The organism is Ochrobactrum chromiisoli (assembly GCF_026241335.1).
GTDB lineage: Bacteria > Pseudomonadota > Alphaproteobacteria > Rhizobiales > Rhizobiaceae > Brucella > Brucella chromiisoli.
In genome coordinates this window covers 75,619-101,397 of the sequence record NZ_JAPHAV010000005.1, presented here as the reverse complement: position 1 = coordinate 101,397, position 25,779 = coordinate 75,619, and the positions used below count along the sequence as shown (strand labels likewise).

Sequence of the window (25,779 nt, the reverse complement as noted above, 5' to 3'; positions counted from 1 at the left end):
ATTGTCTTTGACGAAGCAACCTTGGACTGACCATCGTTTACAAAACCCACCTAAGGACCAGCGCAGATTTCTGCCCGGCTTGTGGGAACCTGTCCAACCTCAAAATTATAGGCGCGCACCCCATGCGCATCAAGTTTGATCACGCGGTAGCATGGTAGCCCGCCCGTCCACCAGGGGGTTGGAATATCCAGTTCCGTAATGAAGCGATGAGAGCACGCCTGCCCCGAACTATAAGCAATGCCTTGCGCACTCGTGCCTGCCAGTGGCACATGAATATGACCAAAGACAATGTGACGGACACCGGCAGGGTGCGCATGAAGACGATGCATAAGCGCGCCATTGTCATGCATGCCGATCGCATCAAAATGAGCGATGCCAGCATCAAATGGTGGATGATGGATGAAAACCGTGACAGGCAGATCGCCTGCGCCTGAAAGCGCTGCGTCCAACCACGCAAGCCTGTCTTCCTTAAAGATACCGCCAATCAAGCCGGCTTCATGGCTGTCAAGAAACAGCAAGCGACCAAAATCGGTATCCATATAAGACTGGATATAGCCATTTTCATCGCGCGGATGATCGGGAAAGGCAGTAATGAATTCCGGTCTGCGATCGTGATTGCCTAACAACAGACGCGTTTGAAATGGCACAGGAGCGAGAATTTCACGCAGCAATTCATAGGCTTCGGGATCGCCATAATTGCAAAGATCACCAGTGATCACCAAAAGATCGGCGTTGCTGTGTTTTTCGATAATGTCTGTGACCGCGATCCGCAGTTGCTTTTCAGGGTCCACACCATTGACCACAATGCCCGATGGCATCAGATGGGTATCGGTGATCTGGATGATTTTCATAATCTGTCTTTCGGGGAATGAATAAGGCTGCGAAGGCCGACTATCGCTGGTTTCGCAGCCCCAATGATCGGATGCCGCTCTTATTTCATCAGTGCGTTTGTTTGTTCAACGAGCTGCTTGAGGCCGTCTTCAGGCGAAATTTCGCCACGCATGACCGTGCCAATAATGTCACGCTGCGTGCGCCAGATACGAACGGAATCGCCACCCGGATAACCGGCCCAAGGCAACGAGCGGTCAGCCTGTCGCGATGCGGTTTCGACATTGGGATGCTCGGCATAATATGGAGCCAGATATTCCGGTCCGGTCGCAAGCTTGTTTGTCGGCAAATAACCGGTAATGCGCACAATCACGTTCTGTGCTTGGGGGCCGGTTATCCACTTCAGATATTTCCAGGCCGCATCCTGCTTTTCTTTTTCCTGTGTCAGGATAACAGCCGAGTTGCCACCTGTTGGAACGCCGCCATTTTCAGCATTATCAAGCGGGAAAGTCGCAGTCACAAGCTTGAAGCGATCACCCACAAGGCCTTCAATGGTCTGGACATGGGCTGGGGTCGAGAAAATAAACCCTGTGAGGCCCGCACCAAACTGCTGGCGCGACTGATCCCAATCGAGCAGATTCTGGCCACCTTCCGTCACAAACTGGCGTGTAAGCTTAAGTGCATTCAGGCCAATTTCATTATCAAAAGCAACTTTTTTGGTCTTTTCATCGACCAGCTTGCCACCCTGCTGAAAGACCAGCGACTGCCATAACCAGTCATCCGGCCAACCATTGATGTCATAGCCCATCCCCGCAATCTTTGGATCAAGGGCGTGAATCTTCTTTGCCAGTTCAATAAGACCGGCAAAGGTCTTCGGCATGTTTTCAGGATCGCCGCCAGCCTTCTTCACCAGATCAGAATTGATATAGATGATGGGCGATGATGCGTTGACCGGCAAACCGTATTGCTTGCCGTCAACCTGACCAAGTGCAGCCATCTTGGGACTATAATTCTTATCGAGGAACGCCTGACCGCCTTCAGCCTCGATGAAGGGTCCCAGATCGGTAATCTGATTGCGTGGCGCAAGCGTATGCACCAACTCACCCGTCAGATTATAACCAGAGAAATAAACATCCGGGAGATTGCCCGTGACCGCTGCACGCAGCACCTGCTGCTGGCCTTCATTGTAACCGACTGCCGGCGCAAGAAAGTTAATCTTGATATCAGGATTGTTCTTCATGAATTCATCGGCCAGCGGCTGATGGAATTTCGTGAAACCTGGCAGATTGTAAAGCACGTTGAGCGTGACATCGCCCGCGGCAGCAATGCCGGGCTTGGCAAGGCCCGCAACGGCAAGGCCCAGAAGCATGCCGTTAATGACACGGCGTCGATTGATGGTCATAAAAGTCTCCAGTGGACAGTGGGAGGAAAGTAAGTGGTGAACGGGATTATTTGACGCCGGTCATCGTGATGCCCGCGATGAAATGCCTGCGTGCAAGCAGGAAACAGACGACCATGGGCGCGGTAATGATCGTGGCCCCTGCCATGAGCGCGCCGTAATTCGCACCAGACTCGATATCGGCGAAAAACAGCATGCCGAGTGGTGGTGGCGCGAGATTGGTGTCAGAGACAACGACCATCGGCCAATACAGATCGTTCCAATGTGCGACGAGTGAAAAGACAGCGAAGGCTGCAAGCGAAGGCAGAGAACCACGCAGGACGATACCCCAGCAGATTTCCATCTCAGAAAAGCCGTCCATACGGGCCGCTTCGATGATTTCATCGGGATAGCTGCGAAACGACTGATGAAACAGAAAGATCGCAAAAACCGACAGAAAGAACGGAGCCATCATCGCGAAATAGGTGTTGAGCAATTGCATCTTTGCCAAACCGACAAACAGCGGCAGAGCGAGTGCCTGAATAGGCACGCATAGAGCTGCAATCACCAAGGCAAGCATGAGTTTGCGGCCCGGAAAACGCAATTTCGCCAGTGCGTAGGCAGCGGGAACGGCAGTTAGAACCTGCACGATCAGAATACCGAAACAGACAATGACACCATTGAGCATGAAGCGCGCCATGGGCACTTGAGCAGCCGCCCGTGTATAATTCTCGACAGCATCAAATTTTTCCGGAATTGGCCAAAGCGATACGTTGAAGACTTCTGCCGGAGAGCGAATTGAGGTCAGTACCATCCAGTAGAATGGCAGCAGCATAACGAACGCACCCAGCGCCAAAACGAGATGCGGCATATATTTTCGAAGTGCGGCCATCAGTAGTGCACTTTCTTGTCGAGATGGAGGGTTTGTCCAATGGAAAGCACCAGCACAATCGCCAGAAAAATCAGCGTAAGGGCTGCTGCGTAACCGGTGTTCGAATATTCGAAACCTTCAAGGTAAAGATTGAAAAGCAGTGTTTCTGAACCGAAGCGCCCTTTGGTCAACACCGCAACCGTCTCAAACACTTTGAATGCGGAAATGGAGGTCGTAACGACAACGAACATGGTTGTGGGGCCGAGCATAGGCCACGTCACCGTCAAAAAACGATCAATCGGGTTTTTCGCCCCATCAAGACGCGCCGCTTCATGCAGATCTTTGGAGATTGCCGTCAGTCCCGCCAGAAACAGCACCATGTTGAAGCCGAGCACCTGCCAGATTCCAATCAGAGCCATGGTCGGAATAAGCAATGCGGGATTGGATAAAAATGATACCGGCTCAAACCCAAACCATTTGATGACGGCATTCACCGGGCCGATGGAAGGATGCAGCAGGAACTGCCAGACGGTTGCCATAGCAACCAAAGTTGCAGTCACCGGCAGAAAATAAGCAACTTCCCAGAACCCACGGCTCCGCTTGCGATTGTAAACAAGCAGTGCAATGCCAAGCGCGAGAAACACGCCGAACGGTATGACAATCAGCGCATAGAGAACCGTGTTTCTCAGCGACCGTATGAAAACGGGATCGCTAATAGCTTTGATAAAATTCCCCAGCCCCACAAAACGGGACGAGAGGGCTCCAAGCTGATAATCAGTCACCGAAAATCCCGCCAGAACGATCATCGGGATGATGTAGGTTGCAAGCAAAAGCAGACCTGCCGGTGCTGCAAACATCAATCCACGCATGACAAGATGTCTTGCTGTGCGTGACTGACGTGCCCGATAGCCGAGAGCACTAACGTCTTTAAAATCGGTGCTCGTCATGCCAGCACCCGCTCGCGCATGGCTTCAATACGCAAACCATTATTGCCAAACAAATGAATGCGATCCGGGGAAAAGCCAATATGAAGCACGCCATCGGAGGCTTCATTGAAGCTATCGCCCGCACGCTGGCGCAATGTGATTTCGATGTTGTTATCATCGAGAAGACGACAGGTAACAAAGCGATCAGCACCATGGGTTTCGCTGCGCTCAACACGTGCAGCCAATCCTTTTTCCACCACACGCAAATCTTCAGCACGCAGACCCAGCATCGCCGGTCCGCTTTGTCCCGGTGCCACCGCTATTCCGAGTGCTTTCCCGATGAAGGTTACATGCCCCTGATCGTCTATTTCAACGGGAAGCAGATTGATCGACGGTGTGCCGATAAAGCGCGCAACCGTCAGCGTTGCCGGGCGGCTGTAAAGTTCATCCGGCGTTCCCAATTGTTCGATACGACCTTCTGACATGAGCGCAATGCGGTCTGACATGGTCATCGCTTCGATCTGATCGTGTGTCACATAGACAAAGGTCGCACCAAGGCGGCGATGAAGCTGCGCAAGCTCGTTGCGCATATGGGCGCGCAGTTTGGCATCAAGATTGGAAAGCGGCTCATCCATGAGAAAGGCTGACGGAGAGCGTACCAGGGCGCGTGCAAGGGCAACGCGCTGTCTTTGTCCACCTGAAAGCTGCGCAGGCTTACGATCAAGCAGATGCTCGATATGCAAAGTCTCGGCAGCCTGTAAAACGGCATCGTCGATTTCTGCCATCACCTTAGCGGATGAAAACAGACGCCCTATCAGCGGCAGTCGTGCCGATAGCTTCAGCTTGCGCATTTTAAGCGGTGTCGCAATGTTCTGGCGAACATTCATATGCGGATAAAGCGCATAGGATTGAAAAACCATCGCGAGATTGCGATCGCTGGGGTCGATGTCGGTTACGTCCTGATTGCCAATGGCGACAGAGCCGCTATCGGGCGCTTCAAGCCCTGCGATAATCCGCAACAGGGTTGATTTACCACATCCGGACATACCGACGAGTGAAATGAACTCGCCCGGACGAATGGAAAGATCAATGCCTTTGAGGACGTCATTTCCGCCAAAGGTTTTTCCGATGTTCGTGAGTTCAATTGATTGAGGCATTGCTACGCGCTCCTTTACTGAGGCGCGAATGCCTATGCTGCTTCAACTTGACAGCCGGAAGACGGATTTACGAAACTTCAATGACAACAGGTGTGGAAAAGCGATCACCGTTATCGTTTGAAGGCCTTGTCATTCCGACATCAGAGCGCATCTCAATGTAAAAAGGATCAACATTTACAGCGCGTTATATCAATACGATAAAATGCAACACGCTTTAACTCTTTGTTTGTCCGCATGTCTTCAAACCAAAACCGGATCCCACTTTTGGGCCACCTGCTTTAGAGGCCACCTTTCCCGATCGCTGCGCTTTCAAGAACCGGACCACCCGAAAAACGAAGTTCCCCGCTTCACCTTATATGCGGGCGGACATCTAACCAAGAAAGAAAAGCTCTCTCGACAGCCTGAAGCACTGATCCTGGCCGAAGGTTTCTGCGCATGGTCCGACTGTTTGTTTACCAGTAAGCTGCTTTGATATCCTCGATTGTCCACGCACCCTTTATCGATCCAGGATTGCGCAGTCACGCAGGCGGACATTGTCTGAACGAACGACTTTTGTGATGGTTTCACAAAATATTGCTCTTGTTGCTTTGCTATGCCAATGGCTGATCGTGCCGAAAAAGGGCCGGATTGTCGAACAAGGTGATACGCAACAACTCTTGACCGACCCTCAACATGCCTACACGCGTAAACTATTAAACAACCTACCCCGCATGCCAGACGTGGATTTTCTTTGAAAAAACTCTCACTGCGCCATATGAATTTTGTATTTCCATTCAGTCCCCACTGGAAACAACCTACGATAATTCCTATGATAGAAATCCAATAGTTAAATTCCGGGGACAGTTTTGTTATTTGAAATCGTGACGGTGATATTGCTGACGGTCCTCAATGGCGTCCTTGCAATGTCGGAGCTCGCAGTTGTTTCTTCACGCCCCGCCCGATTGCGTGTGCTGGCGGATAAAGGCAGCCTCGGTGCGCGCATGGCAATCGAGCTTTCTGAAAACCCAGGCAGATTTCTGTCAACAGTCCAGATCGGCATTACACTGGTCGGTATTCTTTCCGGTGCATTTTCAGGCGCAACCCTTGGTGCACGGCTAAGTGGATGGCTGCTCAGTCAGGGTATATCGCCCTCATTCGCCGATGCTCTTGGTGTGGGTTCCGTCGTTGTTCTCATCACCTATCTGTCCCTCATCGTCGGTGAACTGGTACCAAAACAGATTGCACTGCGCGAACCGGAAGTCATTGCTAGCCGTGTCGCACCAACAATGAAGATGCTCTCAAAAATGGCAGCCCCCCTCGTGTGGCTGCTGGATAATTCTGGGCGTCTCGTGCTTAACCTTCTTGGTCAATCGGGTAAGTCCGGCGATGGTGTGACTGATGAGGAAATCAAATCCGTATTGGCGGAAGCGCAGAGTGCGGGTGTGATTGAAACCGAAGAATCGCGCATGATTGCAGGCGTGATGCGTCTGGCTGATCGCACCGCACGCGGTATGATGACACCGCGTCTTGATGTCGAAATGATCGATATTGGCGACAGTTTCGAAGAAATTTGCGATCAATTGCAGCATAGCAGCCGCTCGCGCCTGCCGGTGCGTGGTGACAATTCCGATGAAATCATCGGTGTTTTACAGGTGCGGGATTTCTTCAACCAGCTTTCCTTAAAGGGCAGCGTCAATATCCGCGACATCGTGAAGGATGTTCCGGTCGTATCTGATTTTTCGGATGCACTGGACGTTGTGGAAGCGATACGCGGCACGCCAACGCATATGGTTCTTGTCTATGATGAATATGGCCATTTCGAAGGGCTTATAACCGCTGGCGATGTGATGGAAGCCATCATCGGCGCCATGCAGGAAGACCATGTCGAGGAACTGGCCATCGTACGCCGGAATGACGGCTCCTATCTGGTATCTGGATGGATGCCGATTGACGAATTTTCAGCGTTTTTGCACTTTGAAATCGATGAAGGCACAGAATACAGCACGGTTGCCGGACTTGCTCTTGAAGAGTTCAAGCATCTGCCGGAAGTGGGCGAAACTTTCGTTAAAAATGGCTGGATTTTCGAAGTGGTTGACCTTGACGGACGACGCATCGACAAACTGCTCGTATCTGCCGAACACCCGATCAGCGAGTAATTTGAGCCTGTCTTAAGTCATCCAAAGATTGCCAATCAGGATGATCAAAGCAAACGCCCCGCCATATGCAACCCAGAACATGTCACTTTCCACGAAGCGACTGAAAGGCATTTTCTGACAATTTTTAATGAACATCGCTATACCCGCCATACGGGAAGTTTTCCTGCCGCGCATCCATTATTTAATATGATGTTAATAGTCAAGTTTATTTGACTTAATATTGGGATTGTCTTGTGAGTTCTCTAAAATGCGAGCAGCATGCAACAGGTGTGATGTTGCTGCTAAACTTTGAAAATTAAGTGTTCCGCACGATCAAAAGTCATTGCAGCATGGCCCCAATTCATGGAAAGAGTTGAGACATGATATGCTTCCTGCAACAACTCGCAGACGCCTATGTGACCTGCCAGAGCATTTCCAGCAAAAGTGCGAAGCGGTTTTGCGTTGGATAATGCGTGAAAATAAATAGATAGGGCATTTCCGATGATTAAATCAAAAAAGGAAATGCTCTAGGGACCAGTGAATGAACGAAAATTTGGTGTCTGTAGATGAGGATCAGGAGCGCGCACGCGTGGCCTGGCTCTATTTCGTCGGTGGTCAGACCCAACAGGAAATCGCGCAGCGTCTGAATATAACGCGTCTCAAGGTCAATAAGATTATCGGGCAGGTGCGCGAGTCCGGCCAGATACAAATCAGGGTCAGTCTGCCGCTTGTGGATTGTATTGAGCTCGCAGAGAAAGTTGCGGTCCGCTATGGCCTTGCGGAGGCTGTCGTTGTTCCTGATCTTGATGATTATCTGGAGCAGAAGCGTGTGATCGGCGAAGCCGCCGGCGCAATGGCCAGCGAGTTGATTGCAAACCGCGATATGGGTGTAGGGATAGCATCCGGCCGCACACTCAGCTTTGCAGTGCGCAGTCTGCGTGCGCGCCCAAAACCTGAAAGCTGGGTGGTTGGTTTGACCGGCGGTGTAACCAGCGGCTCCTCCACCAACACGTTTGAAGTCGCAACAGCCTTCGCGCGCGCGCTGGGTGTTGAATGCCACTATCTCACCGCCCCCATCTATTGTGCGAACAGAGAAAGCCGCGATGCAATTCTGCTGAGCGATGAATTGACTGACGTCCTGGCACGAACGGAAATTGCCGATATTGGTCTTGTATCCTGTGGGTCACTTACGTCCGAGACATCACTCACACACATAAGGGTCGTTAAAGATAATCTCGATGCTGTGCTGAAACTTGGCGCAGTCGGCGAGTTTCTTGGATATTTTCTGGATGCACAGGGCAAGCCGATCGACCATTTTCTCAACGATTCAATTATCGCCCTGCCGCCTGATAAGCTCAAGCTCAAGCCGGCATCCATTCTCGTCTCCGGCGGACTGAACAAAATACCCATCATTCGGGCTATTCTGCGCGGAGGCTATGTCAATCGTCTCGTTACGAATGAAGGCGTGGCCAGTGCTTTGCTGCAAGGTCCACGTTAAAGCGCAAATCGCATTCAATCAGATCGAAAACCGTCTCACATTTTTCGGGATGCGCCCCCACATCGTCCACTCCGGCTTGTCGCCCCCTACCAATCACGCGTATTTACGCTAATTAGCCATATTCAGAAAGAAACCGGTGTGTCACCGGCGAGCGTAACCCTTGCAGAAAACAATGCTGTTATAAATCCGTTTAAAGGGAACAAGAGGCAGGTTGTCATGGTGCGCAAAAAGCCGCCAAATGAAAGGCGAAGCGAAGAACGCCAGCGCACGCGCTTGCGATCCGGTAAAATCGTCGGGCTTGACGGGCGTTTCATCATCGAATGTCAGTTCAGCGATATCGCGCCCCACGGCGCGCGATTAAGAATATGTGATGTTCCCAACTTGCCAGAACGTTTCTGGCTGTTCGACGATTTCTATGGCCGTGCTTTGCTGGCGCAGATTGTCTGGCGTGAAAATCGCGAAATCGGCTTACAGTTTCAATTCAACAGCGAAATCGCCCCGTTGGATGAAGAGCGTTTAAACCAGCTTGCTGGCAAATATTATTCGCTGTGAGCGCTCGCCTGCTGCCCGGAAGGTTTAGCACTGCCACGCGTGTTCATCGCTCGGATTTCGGCTGCGGAAATATAATTGAACTGCTCAACTAGAATATCCTTGATTACCGGCTCGGGAAACCGTGAATTAATGTCTCCAATGATTGACGCGCGCACATCTTCAAAGCTGACTTTCTCAACTTCCTTCGTGTCCGAATAACTGCCGTAAAATTTACGGAATATCTCATCGGTAATGAAATATTCAAGTGGCACAGTCAACTTCTTACGGGTGTTGGAATCGACCGTATAAACCAGCTGCGTCACGACATAGCCAGCAACCGATCCCTTGGTAATGATCGGCACACTCATGACGTCGGTCTTCACATAATCAAGCCCGCCAAAGCCACCCGGCGATGCGGCCTCATCAGAGGGATCGGCACTGTTCTGCACAGCAAAATACAGTGAGCCGAAAGCAACGACGCAGATCCAGAGACCGATGACAATAATGCGGATCATCGAACATGACCAAGTCTTGCACTTTGTCGACTATAGGTGCCATCAGCGTCCTGGGTTTCAAGCGCACCGCGAATAAGATCAGCAAGCTCGCCAACGGCACGCAGATGCATTTGCAGCGCCTCGCAGTTCTTTTCAAGCTTCTGCTTGAAGCCATCAAGCAGTGGCTGAAGGCTTTTCATCATGCTGGGTCCAGCAAGGTTTGACGCCTTGGTCATCGCCTTGTTGAAATCATAAAGGCCACGGCTTTTACGTGCATTGATTTCAACGAGATCAGGAGTGCCGCCTTCAAGAAGAAGGCGCGTTTCAGCTTCAATCACGTCCTCAAGGTGTCGGATCGCCCGTACAACCGGCTTCAATGCTGCTTCCTGTTCAAGACTTTGAGCCTGGCCAGCAACAATCTGGCGCTGTTCTGGCAGACTAATTTCGGAGCTATCGGTCATTATCGGGTTCCTCAGTCATTATCTAAAGCAGAATGATATGCGCGCAAACTTAGCTGCTCGCGCTATCCTTCCTGTCGTTGTTATTTAATTGCCACTGAATGAGTTGGCGTTCAAATCCATGAACCAAATCATTCGCTACAGAGTTCCCGGCTATTGCCAGCGCAGATGCAGGTTCAAGCTGCGCCTTGCGTGTGGCCTGCTCTTCAAGCAAGCGCGCAATGCCAACACCCCCGCTATCAGCCATTTTGTTTGCCATGGCCTCCGACATCATCGACTTCCAATATTCTCCGGCGATCCCCTTACCAAAGGTGGTAGAAGCATCGCTTGTAAACATCGACTGTACAAAAGATTGCAGCATGAAAGCTTCAAACTTCCGGTAAGCGGAATTTGCCGGGTCCTGCGTTGGCGGTTCTGCCTTGGCCCCAGCGTTGAAACGATCAGCATAGCTTGAGAACCCGACCTTCGTATCTGCAACCGCGCTCAGGGATTTTAGGCGCTCTGATGCCGCGCGATAGGCTTGCGGATCAGCAGCACGCGCTACGTCCATCACCAAATCTGACACCGGATTGATCGCCATGCAATTTTTCCCTCTTCATCTCTTGATTGCACAATATCTTTTTAATCTTGACTGAAGCTTGCGGTGCAAAATGGAAATTAAAAGCGAATTACTCCGTTTTCGCCGCGGTTTTCCGGCTCAGAAATTCGTCAAGCAGCACGGCAAAATCCTTGCGCTCATTTTCTGTGCGAACGGCTTCAAGCCTTGAGGTCAAATGTTCTACCCGGCGTTGTTGTTTGAGAAGAGCACTGCGCTGGGTTTCCAGCTCCTGCTCAATGCGGTCCTGCGCCAGTGCGTTGATTCCCATCCGCTTTATCAAAAGCGCTGGATCCACGGCAAAGACGTCGCTTTCATAGCGCCTCTCCTGCATGGCGATTAGTGCATCGCGCTCTTCAATGAGCTTCACACGTCGCGCATCCGTGGCTCCAAGTGAAGCCTCCAACCGGTTAGCTGCAAGCTTTTGCAGCGCCACCAATTTGCTCAAGCTTTTTGCTTTTGTCTGCACCATATGAGCCTCAGAACAAATCACGCAAATGCGTTGCGTTTTCTTGGGTAAAAAAGTGCAGCAATTCAGGGAGGATTAAATAGACAACCAACAAACCGCCTCCCAAAACAAAGGGCATCGATACAAAATAGATCGGAATGGTCGGTGTAAGCTTGTTGATGAGGCCAATTGCAAAATTAACTAAGACGGCAAACACAATAAAAGGTGCGGCAATCCGCAAGGTTACAAGAAATGCATCGGACAATGCGTCGGTGAAATCAATCATAGCAGCATCGGGACGGAAACGCCCAGCGACCGGGATTGCCGTATAAGAATTGAGAAGCGCGCGTAAAATCTCAAGATGCATATCGGTTGCAAAAAACAAAAACAGCGCACTGAAAGTGACGATCGTTGCTAGTGCCGCCTGCGGCTCAGGCTCGGTTATCGCATCGCCAGGCGAGCCGGAATAGCCAACCGCCATGGCCATAGTATTAGCCATGAACTGCAAAGCCCAAAAATAAATATGCGCCAGAATGCCGATAATTCCGCCAATACACATTTCGCTCAGCATGAGACGAAATATGATCCAGGGCCGATCCACGTCAAAGCCCGTACCGATATTGCCAATCACAAAGGGCAACACTGAAAAGGAGCAAGCCAATGCAATAAACAAACGAATTTGCAAAGGTATGCGCGCGCTTGAAATGCCCGGCATGAGCATGATGCAGGCACCAACACGGCAAAATGCAAGCATAGCTGCAAGAACAATCTCGTTGAGCGGCAATTGTGCGATGGGCACGAGTTCTCTCCCGTCAGGAAATCGCGCCGAGCGATTTCACTTCCACACCGCGAGCAATTTCAACATGCGAAAGCACTGGCAAGGTTGCAAAGAGCCGCTCGATGATCATGCGGATATAGGGACGGGCTTCTGGTGACGACACAAGCACGAACCGCTCACCGCTCTCAAAATGCTTGCGAATAACAGCCGATGCTTCGTTGCCAAATTGCTCAAGCTGACGCGGATCAATGTCGAACTCAACGATTTCGCCTTTGTTATCACGCTTAAGGCTTTGATGGAAAACGAGATCCCAACGATTGCCAAGCCGCAGCACGTTCAGCACACCATTGTCTGAAAGATCGCCGCATATCTGCTGCGCCATTCGCATGCGCACATGCTCGACTATCATTTCAGGGCGGCGCACCAGCGGTGCAATCTCGGCAATCGATTCAAGGATGAGATGCAGGTTACGGATCGAAACTCGCTCTGCCAAAAGAAGTTTGAGAACCGCCTGAAGACCCGAATATGAGATATTTGCCGGACAAATATCTTCGAGAAGCTTGCGATATTCCGAGCCAAGACGGTCCAAAAGAATACGCATATCTTTGTAGGACAAAAGCTGAGACAAATTGTTGCGAATAATCTCGCTCAAATGGGTGAGCAAAACAGAAAGATTATCGACAGTCATATAGCGATCGCGACGTAAATCAGCTGCAAATGTTTCAGGTACCGAATAGGCCCGCATACCAAATGCCGGTTCGCGCACTTCCTCACCCGGAACGGCCGGGATCGGGCGCTCGCCCAGAACCACCAGAATTTCACCAACGCGCAATTCATGGTTCGCAACTGACGTACCATGGATCTTGATCCGGTAGCTTTTGGGCGGCAGCGAAAGATCGTCCGTGACCTTGATTTCAGGTATGACAAATCCGTATTCCTGCGCAAATTTCTTGCGCATTTTGGCGACGCGATGCGCGAGTTCCTGCTGCGATGCTATCAAGCGTGCTGAGAGTTGCTTACCCAGACAAAGTTCAATCTGGCTGGTTTCAAGCGATGCCTTAACGGAATTACGTTCCTGCTCATCAGCATCACGCTGCTTGAGCTCTGCTTGCGCAGTTTGTGCATTGCGCAATTTCGCCTGTTTGCGTGGAACCGCGATGCCCACAAAAGCCATCGCGCTGCCAAGCAGGAAGAATGGAAATGCAGGAAGTCCCGGCAGAATGCCCAGAACAAACATAAGGAAGGATGCGATGAGAAGCGCTTTAGGATAAGCGCCAAGCTGTCCGAAAATAGCCTGATCGGCAGAGCCACGCGTGCCACCTTTGGAAACCAGAAGACCGGCGGCCAGCGACACAATCAGCGCAGGAATCTGCGTTACAAGACCATCACCCACCGACAGTTTTGTAAACACGTCAGCCGCTTCCGAGATATTCATACCATGGCGGGTGGCGCCGATGATAATACCACCAAAAACATTGACTGCTGTGATGATCAGTCCGGCAATTGCATCGCCGCGCACGAATTTCGATGCGCCATCCATCGAACCGAAAAACGAGCTTTCCTCTTCGAGTTCACGACGGCGATGCTGTGCTTCCTTTTCATCGATTAGACCCGATGAAAGGTCAGCATCAATTGCCATCTGCTTGCCGGGTATAGCATCAAGTGTAAAGCGCGCACCAACTTCTGCGATGCGCGTAGCGCCCTTGGTAATAACGAGAAAATTAACGATGATAAGGATCGTGAAAACCACAAGACCAATAACGAAATCGCCACCCATCACGAATTGCGAGAAGCCATCAATAACGTGGCCTGCCGCTAGGTACCCCTCGTTACCATGTGTAAGAATAACACGGGTTGTCGCAATATTAAGCGACAAACGCATCATGGTGGCAATAAGCAGAACGGTGGGGAATACAGAAAAATCAAGCGGACGCTGAATCCACAAAGAGACCATGAGGATAAGCACTGAAAAGGCAATAGAAAAAGCCAGCCCAATATCCAGAAACACCGCCGGAACCGGCAGGAAAAGCACCGTCAGAATAATGATAATACCGGCAGCCAGGCCCAAGTCGCTGCCGGTCAAAATTCCGCGTTTTGTGAAGGGCTTAGCGACTGCCTGCTGCACATCCATCTCCTGTTGTCAGATGGACTATAGAATGCGAAGCTTGCGCGAGGGCTTCGTCGCGAATTGAAAACGCGTTCGATCTGATTGAACAGCTTGATTTAAAAACCGTTTTCAATCCGCGAATAGACAAGCAATGTGAAGGCGTTGATCTGTGCACCGACAAAAGGCGCGGTCAGTGCCAGCACAACGAAGATTACGATAATCTTCGGCACGAAGGTCAGCGTCATTTCTTGAATCTGGGTCAGAGCCTGAAACAAGGCAATGCCTATGCCAACAAGCATAGCGGCAAGCACGGCAGGCCCGCTCGCCATGAGCACGGTCCAAACCGCCGAGTTAACGATGTCGAGCGCATCAGCTTCGTTCAAAGCTCTTATCCTCAGCTGATCTTGGTGCCCTGCTCAATCAGCATGGTTTTGCCGTCTTCAAGCTCTACAAGCATACCAGTCGACTGGATCGTCACGGTTTTTACGATGCCCGACACCGTACCGTTGGCACTTGTCACCGTTCTTCCAATCAATCCCTCCGCCTGTGACAGCGATGAATTGGCGATGAGCGTTTCCAGCTTGGCATTCATCTGCACAGACTGCTCGACACTTGAGAAAGTCGCCAGCTGCGAGACATATTGTGTCGCATCCATTGGTGCCGTCGGGTCCTGATTCTGCATCTGAGTAACAAGAAGTTTGAGGAATGAGTTATAATCAACGCTTGCTTTGGCAGCCGCTGAACTGCTGTCCGATTTGTTGTTCGTATTCGTATTTGCCGTGTTGTTGCCGACAGCGGATGTTGTGGTCATAGGCTTATCTCCGCAGAATTATTCGACTTGCCAACAACAGAATTCACGCTCTCAGTCCCCATCAATTCAGTCTCACGCGGATAATGCGCCCGAATGGTTTTAAGCGCTTCAAAGATACGTCCGTTGTGAACCAGCTCATCAATTTCTTTTAGAGCCTTGAGAATTGTTGCATCGGCGAAAGTCGAAAACATTCCTTTCAACATGCGCGCAAAAGCATCATGCGCCTGTTCGCGCATAGTCGGCTCGATCAATATCATCTGTGCTGCGAAATAAAGCTGACGAAGCGGGGTCGTCGTGTCTTCCGGTTGAAGCACATGATTTTCAAGCAGAAATGTCGCATCGTTGAGGAGCTCCAGCGAGACCTTTCGGTCCGTCTTCAAAACAGCGCCATTGATATAAATCTTCTCGCCAGCCCGAAGCGAAAGACGCATGGCCGACTTGGGGGTTATAGCCATTTCACAAACCATCCCGGATGGAGCGCGTGATCTCAATCAACGTGTCGTAATCATCGCTTTCACCCTGTCGAATCCGCTCGATTTCCTTGAGAATAAATATTCCCACCGAAATGATCGCAGCTTTCAATTCCTTGGGCAGCGCGTTTTCAGCCGAAGCAAGGTCGTCGATAACAGTTGTCCAGAGCCGGTTGATGAAATAGGCAGCATCAATCGCTTCATGCGAGCCTGAGCCATTCGCCTTGGCGGCCGCGAGCATGGCGATCGAGCGGTCAAACAGCATCTGCTCGCGCTCTTTGGCGCTGGCCATATCGTCATTCATGACATCTTCGTAGCGCAACTGATACATGGTTTCTCCGCTTATCATCACCCTTTTTCGGATCCCCTCATGAGACCGCAAAATGGTGTTTAGTTCTGAACGCTCTCGCGCTGCCGACCCATTACTTGAGATAATTGAGCAGGCTCATATTTTGCAGCTGAACGGTCAGTGCATAAGATGTTTCCATCTGTGTCATCAGCGCATTGACACGCACAGAAGCCTCATAAGGATCGACTTCTTCAAGATTGTTAACTGAATGGTTCAAAATCTTCTGTTGCGCCGCAATACGGGTCGTGGCTGCTGTGGTGCGCGACTGTGCCAGTCCGAGTGTTGTCTGCTCCGATGTGGTTTCGGTGACTGCCTGTGTCGTCGTGCTCAGGGCTTTAGACGTCAGAGCCTCAAAAGCCGCACTATTGAGACCGATCGTTGCGAATTCTGCAATCATAACCGCCGACATCATCGCCTTGCGAAAACCATCCGCATTTGCAGAAATCGATGTTTCAGTCGTCTCTGTTGGAGAAATGCGGCTTTTGATGACGGTGTCAGAGGCATCGGACCAATTCAGCCCCCAATTGGTATCGTTGAACTGGTCAGCAAAGTCACCATCCAGGAAGGCCTTCATTTCATCACCGGTGATGCCCACGACCTGAGCATCATCCAATGCGAAACCGAAATGATTTTTGAAAGCGTGATGAATGGCCTCTTGTGCCAAGCCACCTGCGGTATAATTAGAAACCGGCTTTACATCTGTATTCACGCCGGAAAAAATATACTCGCCATTATAGCTTGTGTTCAAAAGACCGGTGATTGAATCCAGCATCGCGCGGGCAGATTTTGCAGCGGTCGCAACACTTTCTGGCGAATTGCTGGCACCTGTCAGATCACCCAGAAAATTCTGCGCTTTCTCGATGATGGCTGTGGTGGCGGTCTGCGTGGTGGCCATGCGCTGCTGAACAAGCTTGTTCATATCGGTGAGCACATCCAGACGATCATATTCCTTACGCAAGGAAATTGTCTGGCCGGATTTTGCACCCAAGGCAAGCCCCACATCAAACACAGTTCCGGTCGTCGCCTCTTGCCGTGCTTTGACGAGCTGCGCCTTATTCTGGCTCACCAGAGCTTTAAGAGCAGCAGACGCGCCGTAAGTCGAGATAGATTGCGCTTTCATGAACTTCACACCGCTTTAATGAGGTCATCAAGCATGGCATTGATCGTCGTCAACACCCGGCTTGATGCCTGATAGGAATGTTCCAGATCGAGAAGCAGAGCCATTTCAGTGTCGATATTAACACCATTGGCATTGGACAGCGCCTGATCCGCCTGCTTTGCTACAGTCTGATTATACGAAAAGCTTGTATTCGCGGCCTGACGTTTGCTTTCCAGCCAGCTGATCGAAGACGCGCTGTAATCAATCAGACTTGATTCCGAGTTCAGCCCGGTCGAACCACTAAAACTCGTTCGCTCGCTGAACGCTTCATTCAAAGCGCGAAGCCTGTCGCTAAAACCAGCCGCACTATCAAGATTGTAATTGTAGTTAGCGCCATCACGCAGCAACAGTGCGTTGCCACCTGCAGATGCTATAAATGCTGAAGACACTTTGATCGTACCAGCCAGGCCCGATAACAAGCCTGCGCCCGGGACCGCCGGCGACCCTGACCAGCTGAACAAGCCCGTCTTCGCTGCGCCACCGCCACCACTCTGATCGCTCTCAGCAAATATACTGATCAGACTACGCGCAATTTCATCGAGCTGCATCTGATATTGCGGTGCGATCTGGTCACGTAGCTGAAGAAGACCGCTCAAGCGGCCCGTGCCAAAAGGCTGGTCGAACGTGTCATGTGTCAATGGCACGCCATCGACCAGAACCGTATTCCCAGCGGCACCGGCAGAAAGACCTTGAGAGGTTTCAAAGCTCACTTTTCGTGCTGTGGTCTCAAACAAAGTCACGCCGTTTTCAGCAAAAATGACCATGTCATTATCGCCGCGCATCATCGTCGTGATGCCAACCTCGCCCGAAAGTTGCTTGAGCAAGGAATCACGCTGATCAAGGAAATCAGAAATGTCGTTACCAGCACGCGTGCCGCTCAAGATCTGCTGATTGACCTTTTCAAACTTAGCCAGCACATCATTAATGCTTGCCACTGAGTCCGTAATCTCTGCATCAGCATCATTGCGTAGGGTCTGGATCTGCTTCGTCCCATCGTTGAGTGCATTGGCAAGCTGCTCTGCGGTGGAGACAACGCTGTTACCGAGTGCGGCGTTTGCGGGCGTAGCTGCAAAAGTCTGCAGGGCATCACGGAGATCACCAATGAGAGCCGATGGTGAGGCGGAATAATTATCCGCCGAATAAAGCGATGAGAGGCGGTCGAGGCCTCCGGCAAGAATGGATGAAGACGACGACGCACTGTTAGACTGCATGAAGCGGTTGAGAAGCGCAGTATCTGCAGAACGATTTATATTCACATAAAGCGACCCATAAGGGCCAGAGACGAGAGAAGCGGTGCGGCGCGAATAATCCGTATCGTTTACCCCTGCAACATTGCGAGAGATAACCGAGGTCTGCTTGGACGTGGCCGCAAGCGAACTTTTGGCTGTCAGTAGAGCAGAACTAAGTGACATTTTATCCCCATTTACTACCCCCGTAGCGCCTCGCGTCCATAAGGACAGAAAACAGCCACGACCAATTAATAAATTCTCGAACCCGACCTTCGGTCATGCTTCAGCCGCTTGTTGCGGAGCGGCTATTTTTCCCAGGTTTATTCTTCGGGAAATCATTTCGTTTAGCGTTTCAGATTAACCAGAACATCCATAAGTTCGGAACCGGTCTGGAAGACTTTCGAATTGGCAGTATAGCTTCGTTGCGCTTCGATCATATCCGTGAGTTCCTGTGCAATATCAGCCTTGGACTCTTCAAGTGAACCCGACATAACCTTGCCAATTCCGCTGCTTTGCGGAAAGCCAAGAGAAATTTCGCCGGATTCAGCACTGGCAAGAAAAACGTTGCCGCTCACAACAGTCATACGGTCGGGGCTTGGAACTTTGGCCAGTGGAATCCGCCCAAGAATGACTTGCGAACCATTCTCATAGATACCGACAATAGAGCCATCACTGGCCACATCGACACTCTTCATTGAGGACTTGGCCTGACCATTGATAACAGCCTCAGAAATTGTGTACTCACCTGAAGCCTCCTTGGAAGCCCCAAGATTAAGGCTGAGCGCTGAACCGTTGTAACCTGTAAGATCAACGCTCACCACACCGCCAGCAACCAGATCTCCGTTGGCAGGATCAAATTCAAGGCTCGTTGTTCCGACTTCCACCCCATCGGCGGCATTCTTGACCGAAACATCCCAGTTGTTATCCGCAGACTTTGTAAAATAAACGTCCAGCGTAATCTTTTTACCCTGAGAATCATAAGAGATCAGAGACGTTTTATGATTAAATTCGCCTGCCGCAGGAACCTGTCCATTCAACGGTAAACTAACCGTAAATGTGCCAGATGTGCTGGCCTGAGCCTCCAGATCCGCAGCATTGGCATTAATCCTTTCAAGGCCCGCGATGGTCAAGCCACCGGCGCTTTCATCGGGACCTGCGCCCAGAAGATAATATCCAGCTGTATTGACAAGATAGCCGTCTTTGTCGGGTACAAACGAGCCAGCACGCGTGAGGTAACTGGTTCCATCCGCGCCCTGCACAACAAAAAAGCCGTTTCCATCAATTGCAAGGTCGGTTCTTGAAGCGGTCGACCTTATTCCACCCTGATCGGATATGCCGTAACGAACGTTGGTCAGAACGCTACCGGAATTATACTGACCGGCAGTGCTTGGCAGCACAAGTGAGGAAAACTGTGTTTCAGCGCGCTTATAGCCAACGGTGCTGGCGTTTGCGATGTTTTCCGCAACCGCCGAAAGGCGGTTAGCCTGCGCATTCATGCCTGAAACGCCGGTGCGCATCATACCGTAGAGGCTCATTGGCAGCTCCTGAGAAATTATCAACTCGCAACGAGGCTAACGGGCGACGCTTGCGTGAAACTGTCGTCTTGGCATTTAGAACATTTCTTTTTTAAGTTGGACCGTTAGAAATGCTCTATCTCTTTGTTTTCACGCGCATCTCGTTCCGAAAACCGGTTCCCACTTTTCGGGATGCGCTAGGGAGGATATGCTTATTCGATGTTGATGCAGTAGCCTAAGAAGCGCTTGGAATCGATCGGATCGAAACCAAGCTTCTCGCGCAGTTTTTTGCGCAGCTTACTGATATGGCTTTCAACGACATTCTCTTCGACTTCACTGTCGAAAATGCCATAGATTGCGTTGAAAATCTGGGTCTTGTTAAGACGACGGCCTTGATTGGCAACCAGATATTCCAGAATGCGGCGCTCACGACGTGGCAAAATAAAATCGATGCCATTGACCTGTGGGTCACGGCCATCAGAGAACACTTTGATTGGTCCAAGCTCTGTGCCATCGTCGTCACTTGAACCTGCGATGCCTATTCTGCGGCGGATCGCATTGATGCGCGCGAGAATTTCTCGCACATGAACCGGCTTGCGGACAACATCATCAACCCCAGATTGAAAAAGTTCTAACGTATGCTCAAGAGATGGGCGATCATTAACCGCTATCACCGGGGCTTTGCACCGTTCACGAATAAGGGAGGGAAGACCGCTTTGACCAGCGCATTCACCAATCAAGAATGCCTCGACAGCCATAATGTCATGCTGTGGTACAGTTTCAACCCAATCGTTGAAATCACATGGACGAAACCCCGTCGTCGTGATGCCCTCTCGGCCGAACCAGGAGGAGTACCCCTCGGTCACAAGTTCGCGCTCATCTACGACTACGATCATCGGCCCACCTTCCGAATCAATATGTTACCCCATCTAAGGCAGACCTAACTGGCAGGAGGACTCAGCGACAATTACAAATAGTTGCCCCCAATAAATAGGGATCCGCAATAGATTAACCTAATGCGTCAGGAATCGCTTTAATTGCAATGATGCCCGATTAGTGGTGCAAAAAAGTTAACAAATCGTTAACGCCTCACGATATTTAACGATTCATTACAAGGACTTAAAAACTTGATCCCTAAATTAAGCCCTTCAGTTAAAGCAACCTCAGAGTGTGCACCTAAAATTGAGGTGTATCTGCCATTCGGATACAACCACTGAATTTTAAGCACTTACTTATAAAACCGAGCAAAAGTTTTTTGCCTGCTCCGTCCATTTTCCGAAGCCTGTTACGACCATATTTGTCATCACGCGACAAACATACCGTTTCTGCGCAGGGTCATTATTCGGGCCTGCATGATAGCGTGCAACTGCCATGGTCCAATTGCCTTCGCGATCCCGAAGGCGCCTTAGAAAACGTGCGGCGTAATCAACATTCAGGGATGGTTGCAGCATGGCCGCAACCGATGGAAATTCGCCGCTGTGATAATAATGATTGATCTGCATACAACCCAGATCAATCAACTTTACGCCTTCGGCATGGGCCTCTTCAAACCGTCGCAGGGCTGCTGCTTGCGACGAAAAGAACTCAGCGCGCCCCTCAATATTCATAGCGTAGGGCTGCAGAGAGTTTTTTCGCCCTGTCTCCGTCAGACCGACCGCGTAAAGTATCCCAAGCGGGACGCCATAACGCGAGGATGCGCGGTGCATTTCACGTTCGCAAATATTCGCGGCATTGGCGAAAATCGCATTAGACAACCAGGCCGCGATGACGACCGTTATTGTGAGCGGTAGCATCCAATATCGCCTCCGCATTCGGACTGCGTGCGTCGGAAGGGCCACGTCTTGTATGTGCGGATTCACCATTCTGCCTGCTTTCTCCACCCATGAAATGCGACTGCGACTGCCCCTGTGAGCCGTTACGGCCATCGGCGTCACTTTGCATACCGGAGCCCTGTTGCTGGCCAGACAGCTGATTGCCTGCCTGCTGATGCCCGGCACTTTGACTGGATGTGGTTTGCTGGAGAGTGAGAGCACCACGCTCAGCGACCGTCACCGTAATTTTTGCATCTTCAGTAACGCCCGCAGCTTTCAGCGCTTTTTCTATCATCGCGCGATCCGCAACCAGGGCTTCCGCGCCATGTGCCTTGTCGGCGATAAGATGCACTTCAATCGTGTCGGCCTCCATCCGAATACGTGCTGTCACCGTCCCAAGCTCAACAGGATCAAGCTTGATATGCAATGTCTTGACCGCGCCAAAACTGCGTTCAGAAATAAGCTGAATGTCGTCGATGCGCGCAGATGCTTGTTGGGCAACAATTTCGACCTTTGCTTCAATAGGCCCATTGCCGCGAGATATCTGCGGCGGCGGCTGAATGACAATACGATCCTGCACATCCCCCCCCTCGGCTGGTCGTTTCACGATAGCGGCCTCTTCCGCCATATTTTCCCGTTCTGGAGGTGCATTGTCTTGTTTCAGAACACGGTTCTCTAGGACCACTTCCGTTCCATTGCCCGTTTTAGTATTGATGGGAGCAGCTTGCCGCTTATCGACCGTGGTAAGTCCGAGAGGTTTGTTTTCAATATCAGTCGAGAGAGCAAAGAGTGCAGCGTCTGGTGCTAATGAAGTGGGATCGGCTTCATTGGCATCGGGTACAACAGCAGGTTGGCTGTCAGCCCCGACCGGCAATGGAGAATTTGTTTCATGGGCCACCGAGAGGTTTGCAGCAAGGCTGAAAAGGCGCTGTGGCACAGTGCAAACATATGATTGAAGCAGAGGATCAGCGGATACGGCGTCCGCCTCCTGCGGATCACGATCGTCTTTCTGTGCGGACGTTCCGGCCTCTTTGCTCTGTGGTTTTTCCAGCAATGCGCCAAAAAGCTTTGCTGTATCCGACATCTGCTGATCTTCGCGCGCCTGTCCACCACTTTGGCTCTGCTGGGCCGGAGCGCTTTTTGCCAAAGATATAAGCCGCCGATCTGCTCTTGCCAAAATATCCATGCTCATTGAACGTTCTTTCCTAGCAAAGCATCGATTTCTGCTATCTTGCGCCGCGCCTCTTCCAAGGTTTTTTGCAAGTCGTCTTCCGGCTGCTTAGGTGCTGGCGCCCAGCCTGTACCTGGTGATGACGGCGGTTCAGCAACCGCCACAGTTTCGGGTGGCGACGTGCCAGCAGCCACCGGCATGGTGGGAATATCGGTTTCCAGAACAGGTTTGCGTGTAACATCTATTGCGATAGCCTCCGCAGCCTTTAAAAGCTTGCGATCACGCTCCTGCAGATGATCGGGTGAAATCTGCGAAAGCTCGCGCAAGGCGTCACGCGCGCCATCAGAAGCCACGCCGCTTGCTGCAGCATAAAGATTGGCGCGACTTGGATCAGTTTTTAGTCTATCAGCAAGTTTGCGCGCTTCTCCAGACATGAAGCGTGCCCGTTCCGTCTGGCCATTCACCAGCGATCCACGTGCAATTTGCAGATAAAATGAATATTGCAAGGCCGGATCGGCTGTGCCGATAAGCTTGGCCAATTCGGCATTGTCAATCCGGTCGTTTAGTTTCAGCGCAGCATCGACAAACTGCTGCATGAAATCGCGCATATAGGGCGAGCGCGCAAAGCGTTGGAGATAATTGCGTGACAAGAGCCTGATCTTGTCTGCATCACCAAGCCGGGCAGCAATGGGCATAGAACGGCGAATAGCCGCTTCTTCAAACAACGTGCCCGGCCCACTAAGTCGCACCTGATCAAGGCGCCGCAAGGCCGTCGCCGCATCCAATGCCGCCATCTGATTGGCTGTTACCAGAACAATCGACGACCGCAATTCCACTGGAACATCTGCTGCAAGCGGCACAGAAAACAGTTTCACCACTTCAATGTTCTGGCCAGATGCGTAGGCAAGCGCACCATTAACAAGCTCAGATGAAACCACTTCGCCTTTTAAACCGGTAAGAACCTCACGCACCGCACCCGGATTACCGCCATTGAAAAGATAGATAATCGCAGCATAAACATTCTCGGGTTTGTCCCAGAAAGCATCTGGCGCGCGCTGCATATCAGCACTGATGAGGCTCAAAAGCCGATTCAGCATTATCACGGCTTCCGGTTTTCCCGTGACCAACTGATCCTGAAGCATGCGCAACGAGCGCACAAGCTTATAAGGCTCCAGTACCGGCAAGTCCTGACCTTCAGCAAGAGACGCATGAGTATCAGGGGCGCTCCATGCATACACTGCCATTGGCCCCAGCATCAACAGGAGGCACGCAAATGACGCCAGCAAAGGGCGGGCGAACAGCGTCTTCATGGATTGGATTTCAAGAAAATATCGATACGACGATTTTCGGCGGCATTTGGATTATTGGGGTTTTTGGGCTGCCGGTCAGCATAGCCTTCGACACGCAGAACCCGCTTCTCATCAAGCCCACCATGTATCAGCATATAATAGGCCATCTGCGCACGTGCGGAAGACAGCCGCCAATTATCGTAATTGGCATTCTTAAAGGGGCGTGAATCGGTATGGCCACTGATAATAACCTCGCCGGGCTGGCGCGAAATGACCTGAGCGATACGTCGCAGTATTTCAACAACGCGCGCATCCGGCTTGGCCGATCCAATCGTAAACATACCAAAATCGATCTTGTCGGTGAGCTGTATCATCACGCCGCCCTCGACAGGCACAACCGTGACCTCCGGCATAGATTCCACTTTTTGCGCGTTATTTGCTGCCTTGGCTGTGTCGCCCTCAGCCGCCTTTTTCAATTCCGAAATAAGCGCTTCCTGGCTCTCGGCGCGCTCTTCTTCAGGCTTCGCATCTATTAACGGTGTGGGTGGTGTCGAAGGTGCAGTTTCAGGCTGTGTCAATGCCTCAGCAGCCTTGCTTGACCAGTAATCAGGACTGAAAGGATCACGATAGGCATCGCCGCCATCCGATCCGGTCTGCGGACCGGATTGGGAAACGCCGCCATCGCCTTTCGCGGACTGGTTCTGCAAAATACCTGTTTCATGTGCCAGTTCTGCAAGCACCGCATAGGGTTCGCGGAACATCCGGCTTTCTTCCTGATCACTTGCAGCATCCACGCTGCCGGTATTGTTAACCTTGGTGCTGTTTTCAACCTTCTGATCGCTGTCAAAGCGGACACGGCCATCCTGTTGATCGACATCCTGCACGCCCTTGGGGCTGGAATGCCGGTCCATCAACTTAACCGGATTGAAATAGCTCGCAACTGCGGCTTTGCTTTCTTCATTTGCAGCGTTAATAAGCCACATAACCAGAAAAAATGCCATCATAGCCGTCATAAAATCAGCATATGCGATCTTCCAAACGCCACCATGATGCCCGTCATGATCGTCGCGGTTACCTCGGCGCACAATGATGATTTCGCGTTTGGTTTCCGGATCAATACTCATCTGACGGTTTCCGCTATCTCTTCAAGAAGTGGCGCGAGGCGTGTTTCAAGCACCCGCTCGCCAAAGGAAAATGATACTTCGCCGGATTCATTTTCGATGAACTGACATCCAGACGGCAAAAGATCCATGTGTTGACGCAATGACCCCAGCAGGTACGCGGGTCCGTAAATTTCCGGTGCCTCGCCTTCAAGGGCCAGCGTGCTGATCCGTTCGGCAAAGCTTTCCACGGCATCCTGCTGCAATTTTCGGGCATAAAGCGGCATCAAAATCTCTGCCAGCTGCTGCGAGAGATTTTGCTCAAGCAAAACCAGTGCCTGCGTGAGAGAAACGGCAAAAAGATTTGCCTGCTCCCGCGAAAAGGCTGCGCGCAGTGCCTCGATTTCGTCGTCATGCGCGCGCAACAGCCGGGCTTTTTCCGCTGCATAAAGCGCTTCAGCTTCTTTGTGGCCATCTTCACGTCCCGCTTCAAATGCCAACCGCTTTTCTTCCTCGAAGGCTAAGATCTGTGAGACCTCAGCCCGTTCAGCGTTAAATGACATCTCGACATCCAGTTTTTCAACGGCAAGCGGCGCCTGTGAAACTGGAGCCTCAATAATTTCAATCGCATCGTCAGCAATGCGATACGTTGAAAAATCAGGCAGATAGCGACTTAAAGCGAGCGAGGTCATC

The 25,779-nt window shown here is 51.2% G+C and carries 28 protein-coding genes; 4 read left to right on the top strand and 24 right to left on the bottom strand.

The window, feature by feature from the left end:
- Nucleotides 1-50: 50 nt before the first annotated feature.
- The 5 genes from OPR82_RS12235 to OPR82_RS12215 form a co-directional block, all read right to left on the bottom strand.
- Nucleotides 51-851, bottom strand: coding sequence for a phosphodiesterase (locus tag OPR82_RS12235; protein WP_265985073.1), 801 nt, complete (start codon nucleotides 849-851; stop codon nucleotides 51-53).
- 80 nt (nucleotides 852-931) lie between these two features.
- A complete protein-coding gene (locus OPR82_RS12230; protein WP_265985072.1) occupies nucleotides 932-2,230 on the bottom strand; it encodes an ABC transporter substrate-binding protein in 1,299 nt (432 codons plus the stop codon).
- Nucleotides 2,231-2,276: 46 nt separating this feature from the next.
- On the bottom strand, nucleotides 2,277-3,098 hold the full coding sequence (locus OPR82_RS12225) for a carbohydrate ABC transporter permease (protein ID WP_265985071.1): 822 nt from the start codon (nucleotides 3,096-3,098) through the stop codon (nucleotides 2,277-2,279).
- Entirely contained in the window at nucleotides 3,098-4,024 is a 927-nt protein-coding gene (locus OPR82_RS12220) for a carbohydrate ABC transporter permease (RefSeq protein WP_265985070.1), read from the bottom strand. The genes OPR82_RS12225 and OPR82_RS12220 overlap by 1 nt, the downstream gene beginning before the upstream one ends.
- Nucleotides 4,021-5,160: an ABC transporter ATP-binding protein gene (locus tag OPR82_RS12215; protein ID WP_265985069.1), complete on the bottom strand. Its 1,140-nt coding sequence runs from the start codon at nucleotides 5,158-5,160 to the stop codon at nucleotides 4,021-4,023. Before OPR82_RS12215 ends, OPR82_RS12220 begins: the two co-directional genes overlap by 4 nt.
- A 533-nt stretch (nucleotides 5,161-5,693) precedes the next feature.
- On the opposite strand from OPR82_RS12215, the gene OPR82_RS12210 reads away from it, so the two are divergent.
- The 4 genes from OPR82_RS12210 (at nucleotide 5,694) to OPR82_RS12195 (ending at nucleotide 9,324) form a co-directional block, all read left to right on the top strand.
- On the top strand, nucleotides 5,694-5,894 hold the full coding sequence (locus OPR82_RS12210) for an ABC transporter ATP-binding protein (RefSeq protein ID WP_265985068.1): 201 nt from the start codon (nucleotides 5,694-5,696) through the stop codon (nucleotides 5,892-5,894).
- A gap of 111 nt (nucleotides 5,895-6,005) precedes the next feature.
- Nucleotides 6,006-7,295, top strand: a complete 1,290-nt coding sequence (locus OPR82_RS12205) for a hemolysin family protein (protein ID WP_265985067.1) — start codon at nucleotides 6,006-6,008, stop codon at nucleotides 7,293-7,295.
- Between the two features lie 520 nt (nucleotides 7,296-7,815).
- Complete coding sequence (locus OPR82_RS12200; RefSeq protein WP_265985066.1) at nucleotides 7,816-8,772, top strand: sugar-binding transcriptional regulator; 957 nt, start codon at nucleotides 7,816-7,818, stop codon at nucleotides 8,770-8,772.
- Between the two features lie 216 nt (nucleotides 8,773-8,988).
- Nucleotides 8,989-9,324, top strand: coding sequence for a PilZ domain-containing protein (locus OPR82_RS12195; protein ID WP_265985065.1), 336 nt, complete (start codon nucleotides 8,989-8,991; stop codon nucleotides 9,322-9,324).
- On the opposite strand, the gene OPR82_RS12190 is transcribed toward OPR82_RS12195, so the two are convergent.
- From OPR82_RS12190 to OPR82_RS12100, 19 genes are all read right to left on the bottom strand, one after another.
- Nucleotides 9,312-9,818 carry a hypothetical protein gene (locus OPR82_RS12190; RefSeq protein WP_265985064.1) on the bottom strand — a complete coding sequence of 169 codons (507 nt, stop codon included), beginning with the start codon at nucleotides 9,816-9,818 and terminating at the stop codon, nucleotides 9,312-9,314. The two genes, OPR82_RS12195 and OPR82_RS12190, sit on opposite strands and share 13 nt — an antisense overlap.
- A complete protein-coding gene (locus OPR82_RS12185; RefSeq protein WP_265985063.1) occupies nucleotides 9,815-10,258 on the bottom strand; it encodes a flagellar protein FlgN in 444 nt (147 codons plus the stop codon). The genes OPR82_RS12190 and OPR82_RS12185 overlap by 4 nt, the downstream gene beginning before the upstream one ends.
- Nucleotides 10,259-10,307: 49 nt before the next feature.
- Nucleotides 10,308-10,835: a rod-binding protein gene (locus OPR82_RS12180; RefSeq protein ID WP_265985062.1), complete on the bottom strand. Its 528-nt coding sequence runs from the start codon at nucleotides 10,833-10,835 to the stop codon at nucleotides 10,308-10,310.
- 88 nt (nucleotides 10,836-10,923) lie between these two features.
- A complete protein-coding gene (locus OPR82_RS12175) occupies nucleotides 10,924-11,322 on the bottom strand; it encodes a hypothetical protein (protein ID WP_265985061.1) in 399 nt (132 codons plus the stop codon).
- A 7-nt stretch (nucleotides 11,323-11,329) separates the two neighbouring features.
- Nucleotides 11,330-12,097 carry a flagellar biosynthetic protein FliR gene (gene fliR, locus OPR82_RS12170; RefSeq protein ID WP_265985060.1) on the bottom strand — a complete coding sequence of 256 codons (768 nt, stop codon included), beginning with the start codon at nucleotides 12,095-12,097 and terminating at the stop codon, nucleotides 11,330-11,332.
- Between the two features lie 13 nt (nucleotides 12,098-12,110).
- Nucleotides 12,111-14,207, bottom strand: coding sequence for a flagellar biosynthesis protein FlhA (gene flhA, locus OPR82_RS12165; protein ID WP_265985059.1), 2,097 nt, complete (start codon nucleotides 14,205-14,207; stop codon nucleotides 12,111-12,113).
- Nucleotides 14,208-14,299: 92 nt separating this feature from the next.
- Nucleotides 14,300-14,566, bottom strand: a complete 267-nt coding sequence (fliQ, locus tag OPR82_RS12160) for a flagellar biosynthesis protein FliQ (RefSeq protein WP_265985058.1) — start codon at nucleotides 14,564-14,566, stop codon at nucleotides 14,300-14,302.
- Between the two features lie 11 nt (nucleotides 14,567-14,577).
- Nucleotides 14,578-14,994: a flagellar hook assembly protein FlgD gene (gene flgD / locus OPR82_RS12155; protein ID WP_265985057.1), complete on the bottom strand. Its 417-nt coding sequence runs from the start codon at nucleotides 14,992-14,994 to the stop codon at nucleotides 14,578-14,580.
- Nucleotides 14,991-15,449, bottom strand: a complete 459-nt coding sequence (flbT, locus tag OPR82_RS12150; protein ID WP_265985056.1) for a flagellar biosynthesis repressor FlbT — start codon at nucleotides 15,447-15,449, stop codon at nucleotides 14,991-14,993. Before flbT ends, flgD begins: the two co-directional genes overlap by 4 nt.
- A gap of 1 nt (nucleotide 15,450) precedes the next feature.
- A complete protein-coding gene (gene flaF, locus OPR82_RS12145; protein WP_265985055.1) occupies nucleotides 15,451-15,795 on the bottom strand; it encodes a flagellar biosynthesis regulator FlaF in 345 nt (114 codons plus the stop codon).
- Nucleotides 15,796-15,886: 91 nt separating this feature from the next.
- On the bottom strand, nucleotides 15,887-16,933 hold the full coding sequence (locus OPR82_RS12140; protein WP_265985054.1) for a flagellar hook-associated family protein: 1,047 nt from the start codon (nucleotides 16,931-16,933) through the stop codon (nucleotides 15,887-15,889).
- 5 nt (nucleotides 16,934-16,938) lie between these two features.
- The gene (gene flgK / locus OPR82_RS12135) at nucleotides 16,939-18,384 is read right to left on the bottom strand and encodes a flagellar hook-associated protein FlgK (RefSeq protein WP_265985053.1); all 1,446 of its coding nucleotides are present in this window, start codon (nucleotides 18,382-18,384) and stop codon (nucleotides 16,939-16,941) included.
- Nucleotides 18,385-18,545: 161 nt separating this feature from the next.
- Complete coding sequence (locus OPR82_RS12130) at nucleotides 18,546-19,736, bottom strand: flagellar hook protein FlgE (RefSeq protein ID WP_265985052.1); 1,191 nt, start codon at nucleotides 19,734-19,736, stop codon at nucleotides 18,546-18,548.
- Between the two features lie 191 nt (nucleotides 19,737-19,927).
- The gene (gene ftcR, locus OPR82_RS12125) at nucleotides 19,928-20,611 is read right to left on the bottom strand and encodes a flagellar transcriptional regulator FtcR (RefSeq protein ID WP_265985051.1); all 684 of its coding nucleotides are present in this window, start codon (nucleotides 20,609-20,611) and stop codon (nucleotides 19,928-19,930) included.
- A gap of 336 nt (nucleotides 20,612-20,947) precedes the next feature.
- Nucleotides 20,948-21,508, bottom strand: coding sequence for a transglycosylase SLT domain-containing protein (locus OPR82_RS12120; protein WP_265985050.1), 561 nt, complete (start codon nucleotides 21,506-21,508; stop codon nucleotides 20,948-20,950).
- Nucleotides 21,462-22,718, bottom strand: a complete 1,257-nt coding sequence (fliK, locus tag OPR82_RS12115) for a flagellar hook-length control protein FliK (protein WP_265985049.1) — start codon at nucleotides 22,716-22,718, stop codon at nucleotides 21,462-21,464. The genes OPR82_RS12120 and fliK overlap by 47 nt, the downstream gene beginning before the upstream one ends.
- Nucleotides 22,715-24,007, bottom strand: coding sequence for a chemotaxis protein (locus tag OPR82_RS12110; RefSeq protein WP_396996774.1), 1,293 nt, complete (start codon nucleotides 24,005-24,007; stop codon nucleotides 22,715-22,717). The genes fliK and OPR82_RS12110 overlap by 4 nt, the downstream gene beginning before the upstream one ends.
- Nucleotides 24,004-25,110, bottom strand: coding sequence for a flagellar motor protein MotB (locus OPR82_RS12105; RefSeq protein ID WP_265985048.1), 1,107 nt, complete (start codon nucleotides 25,108-25,110; stop codon nucleotides 24,004-24,006). The genes OPR82_RS12110 and OPR82_RS12105 overlap by 4 nt, the downstream gene beginning before the upstream one ends.
- Entirely contained in the window at nucleotides 25,107-25,778 is a 672-nt protein-coding gene (locus tag OPR82_RS12100; protein WP_265985047.1) for a hypothetical protein, read from the bottom strand. Before OPR82_RS12100 ends, OPR82_RS12105 begins: the two co-directional genes overlap by 4 nt.
- Between the last annotated feature and the right edge of the window lies 1 nt (nucleotide 25,779).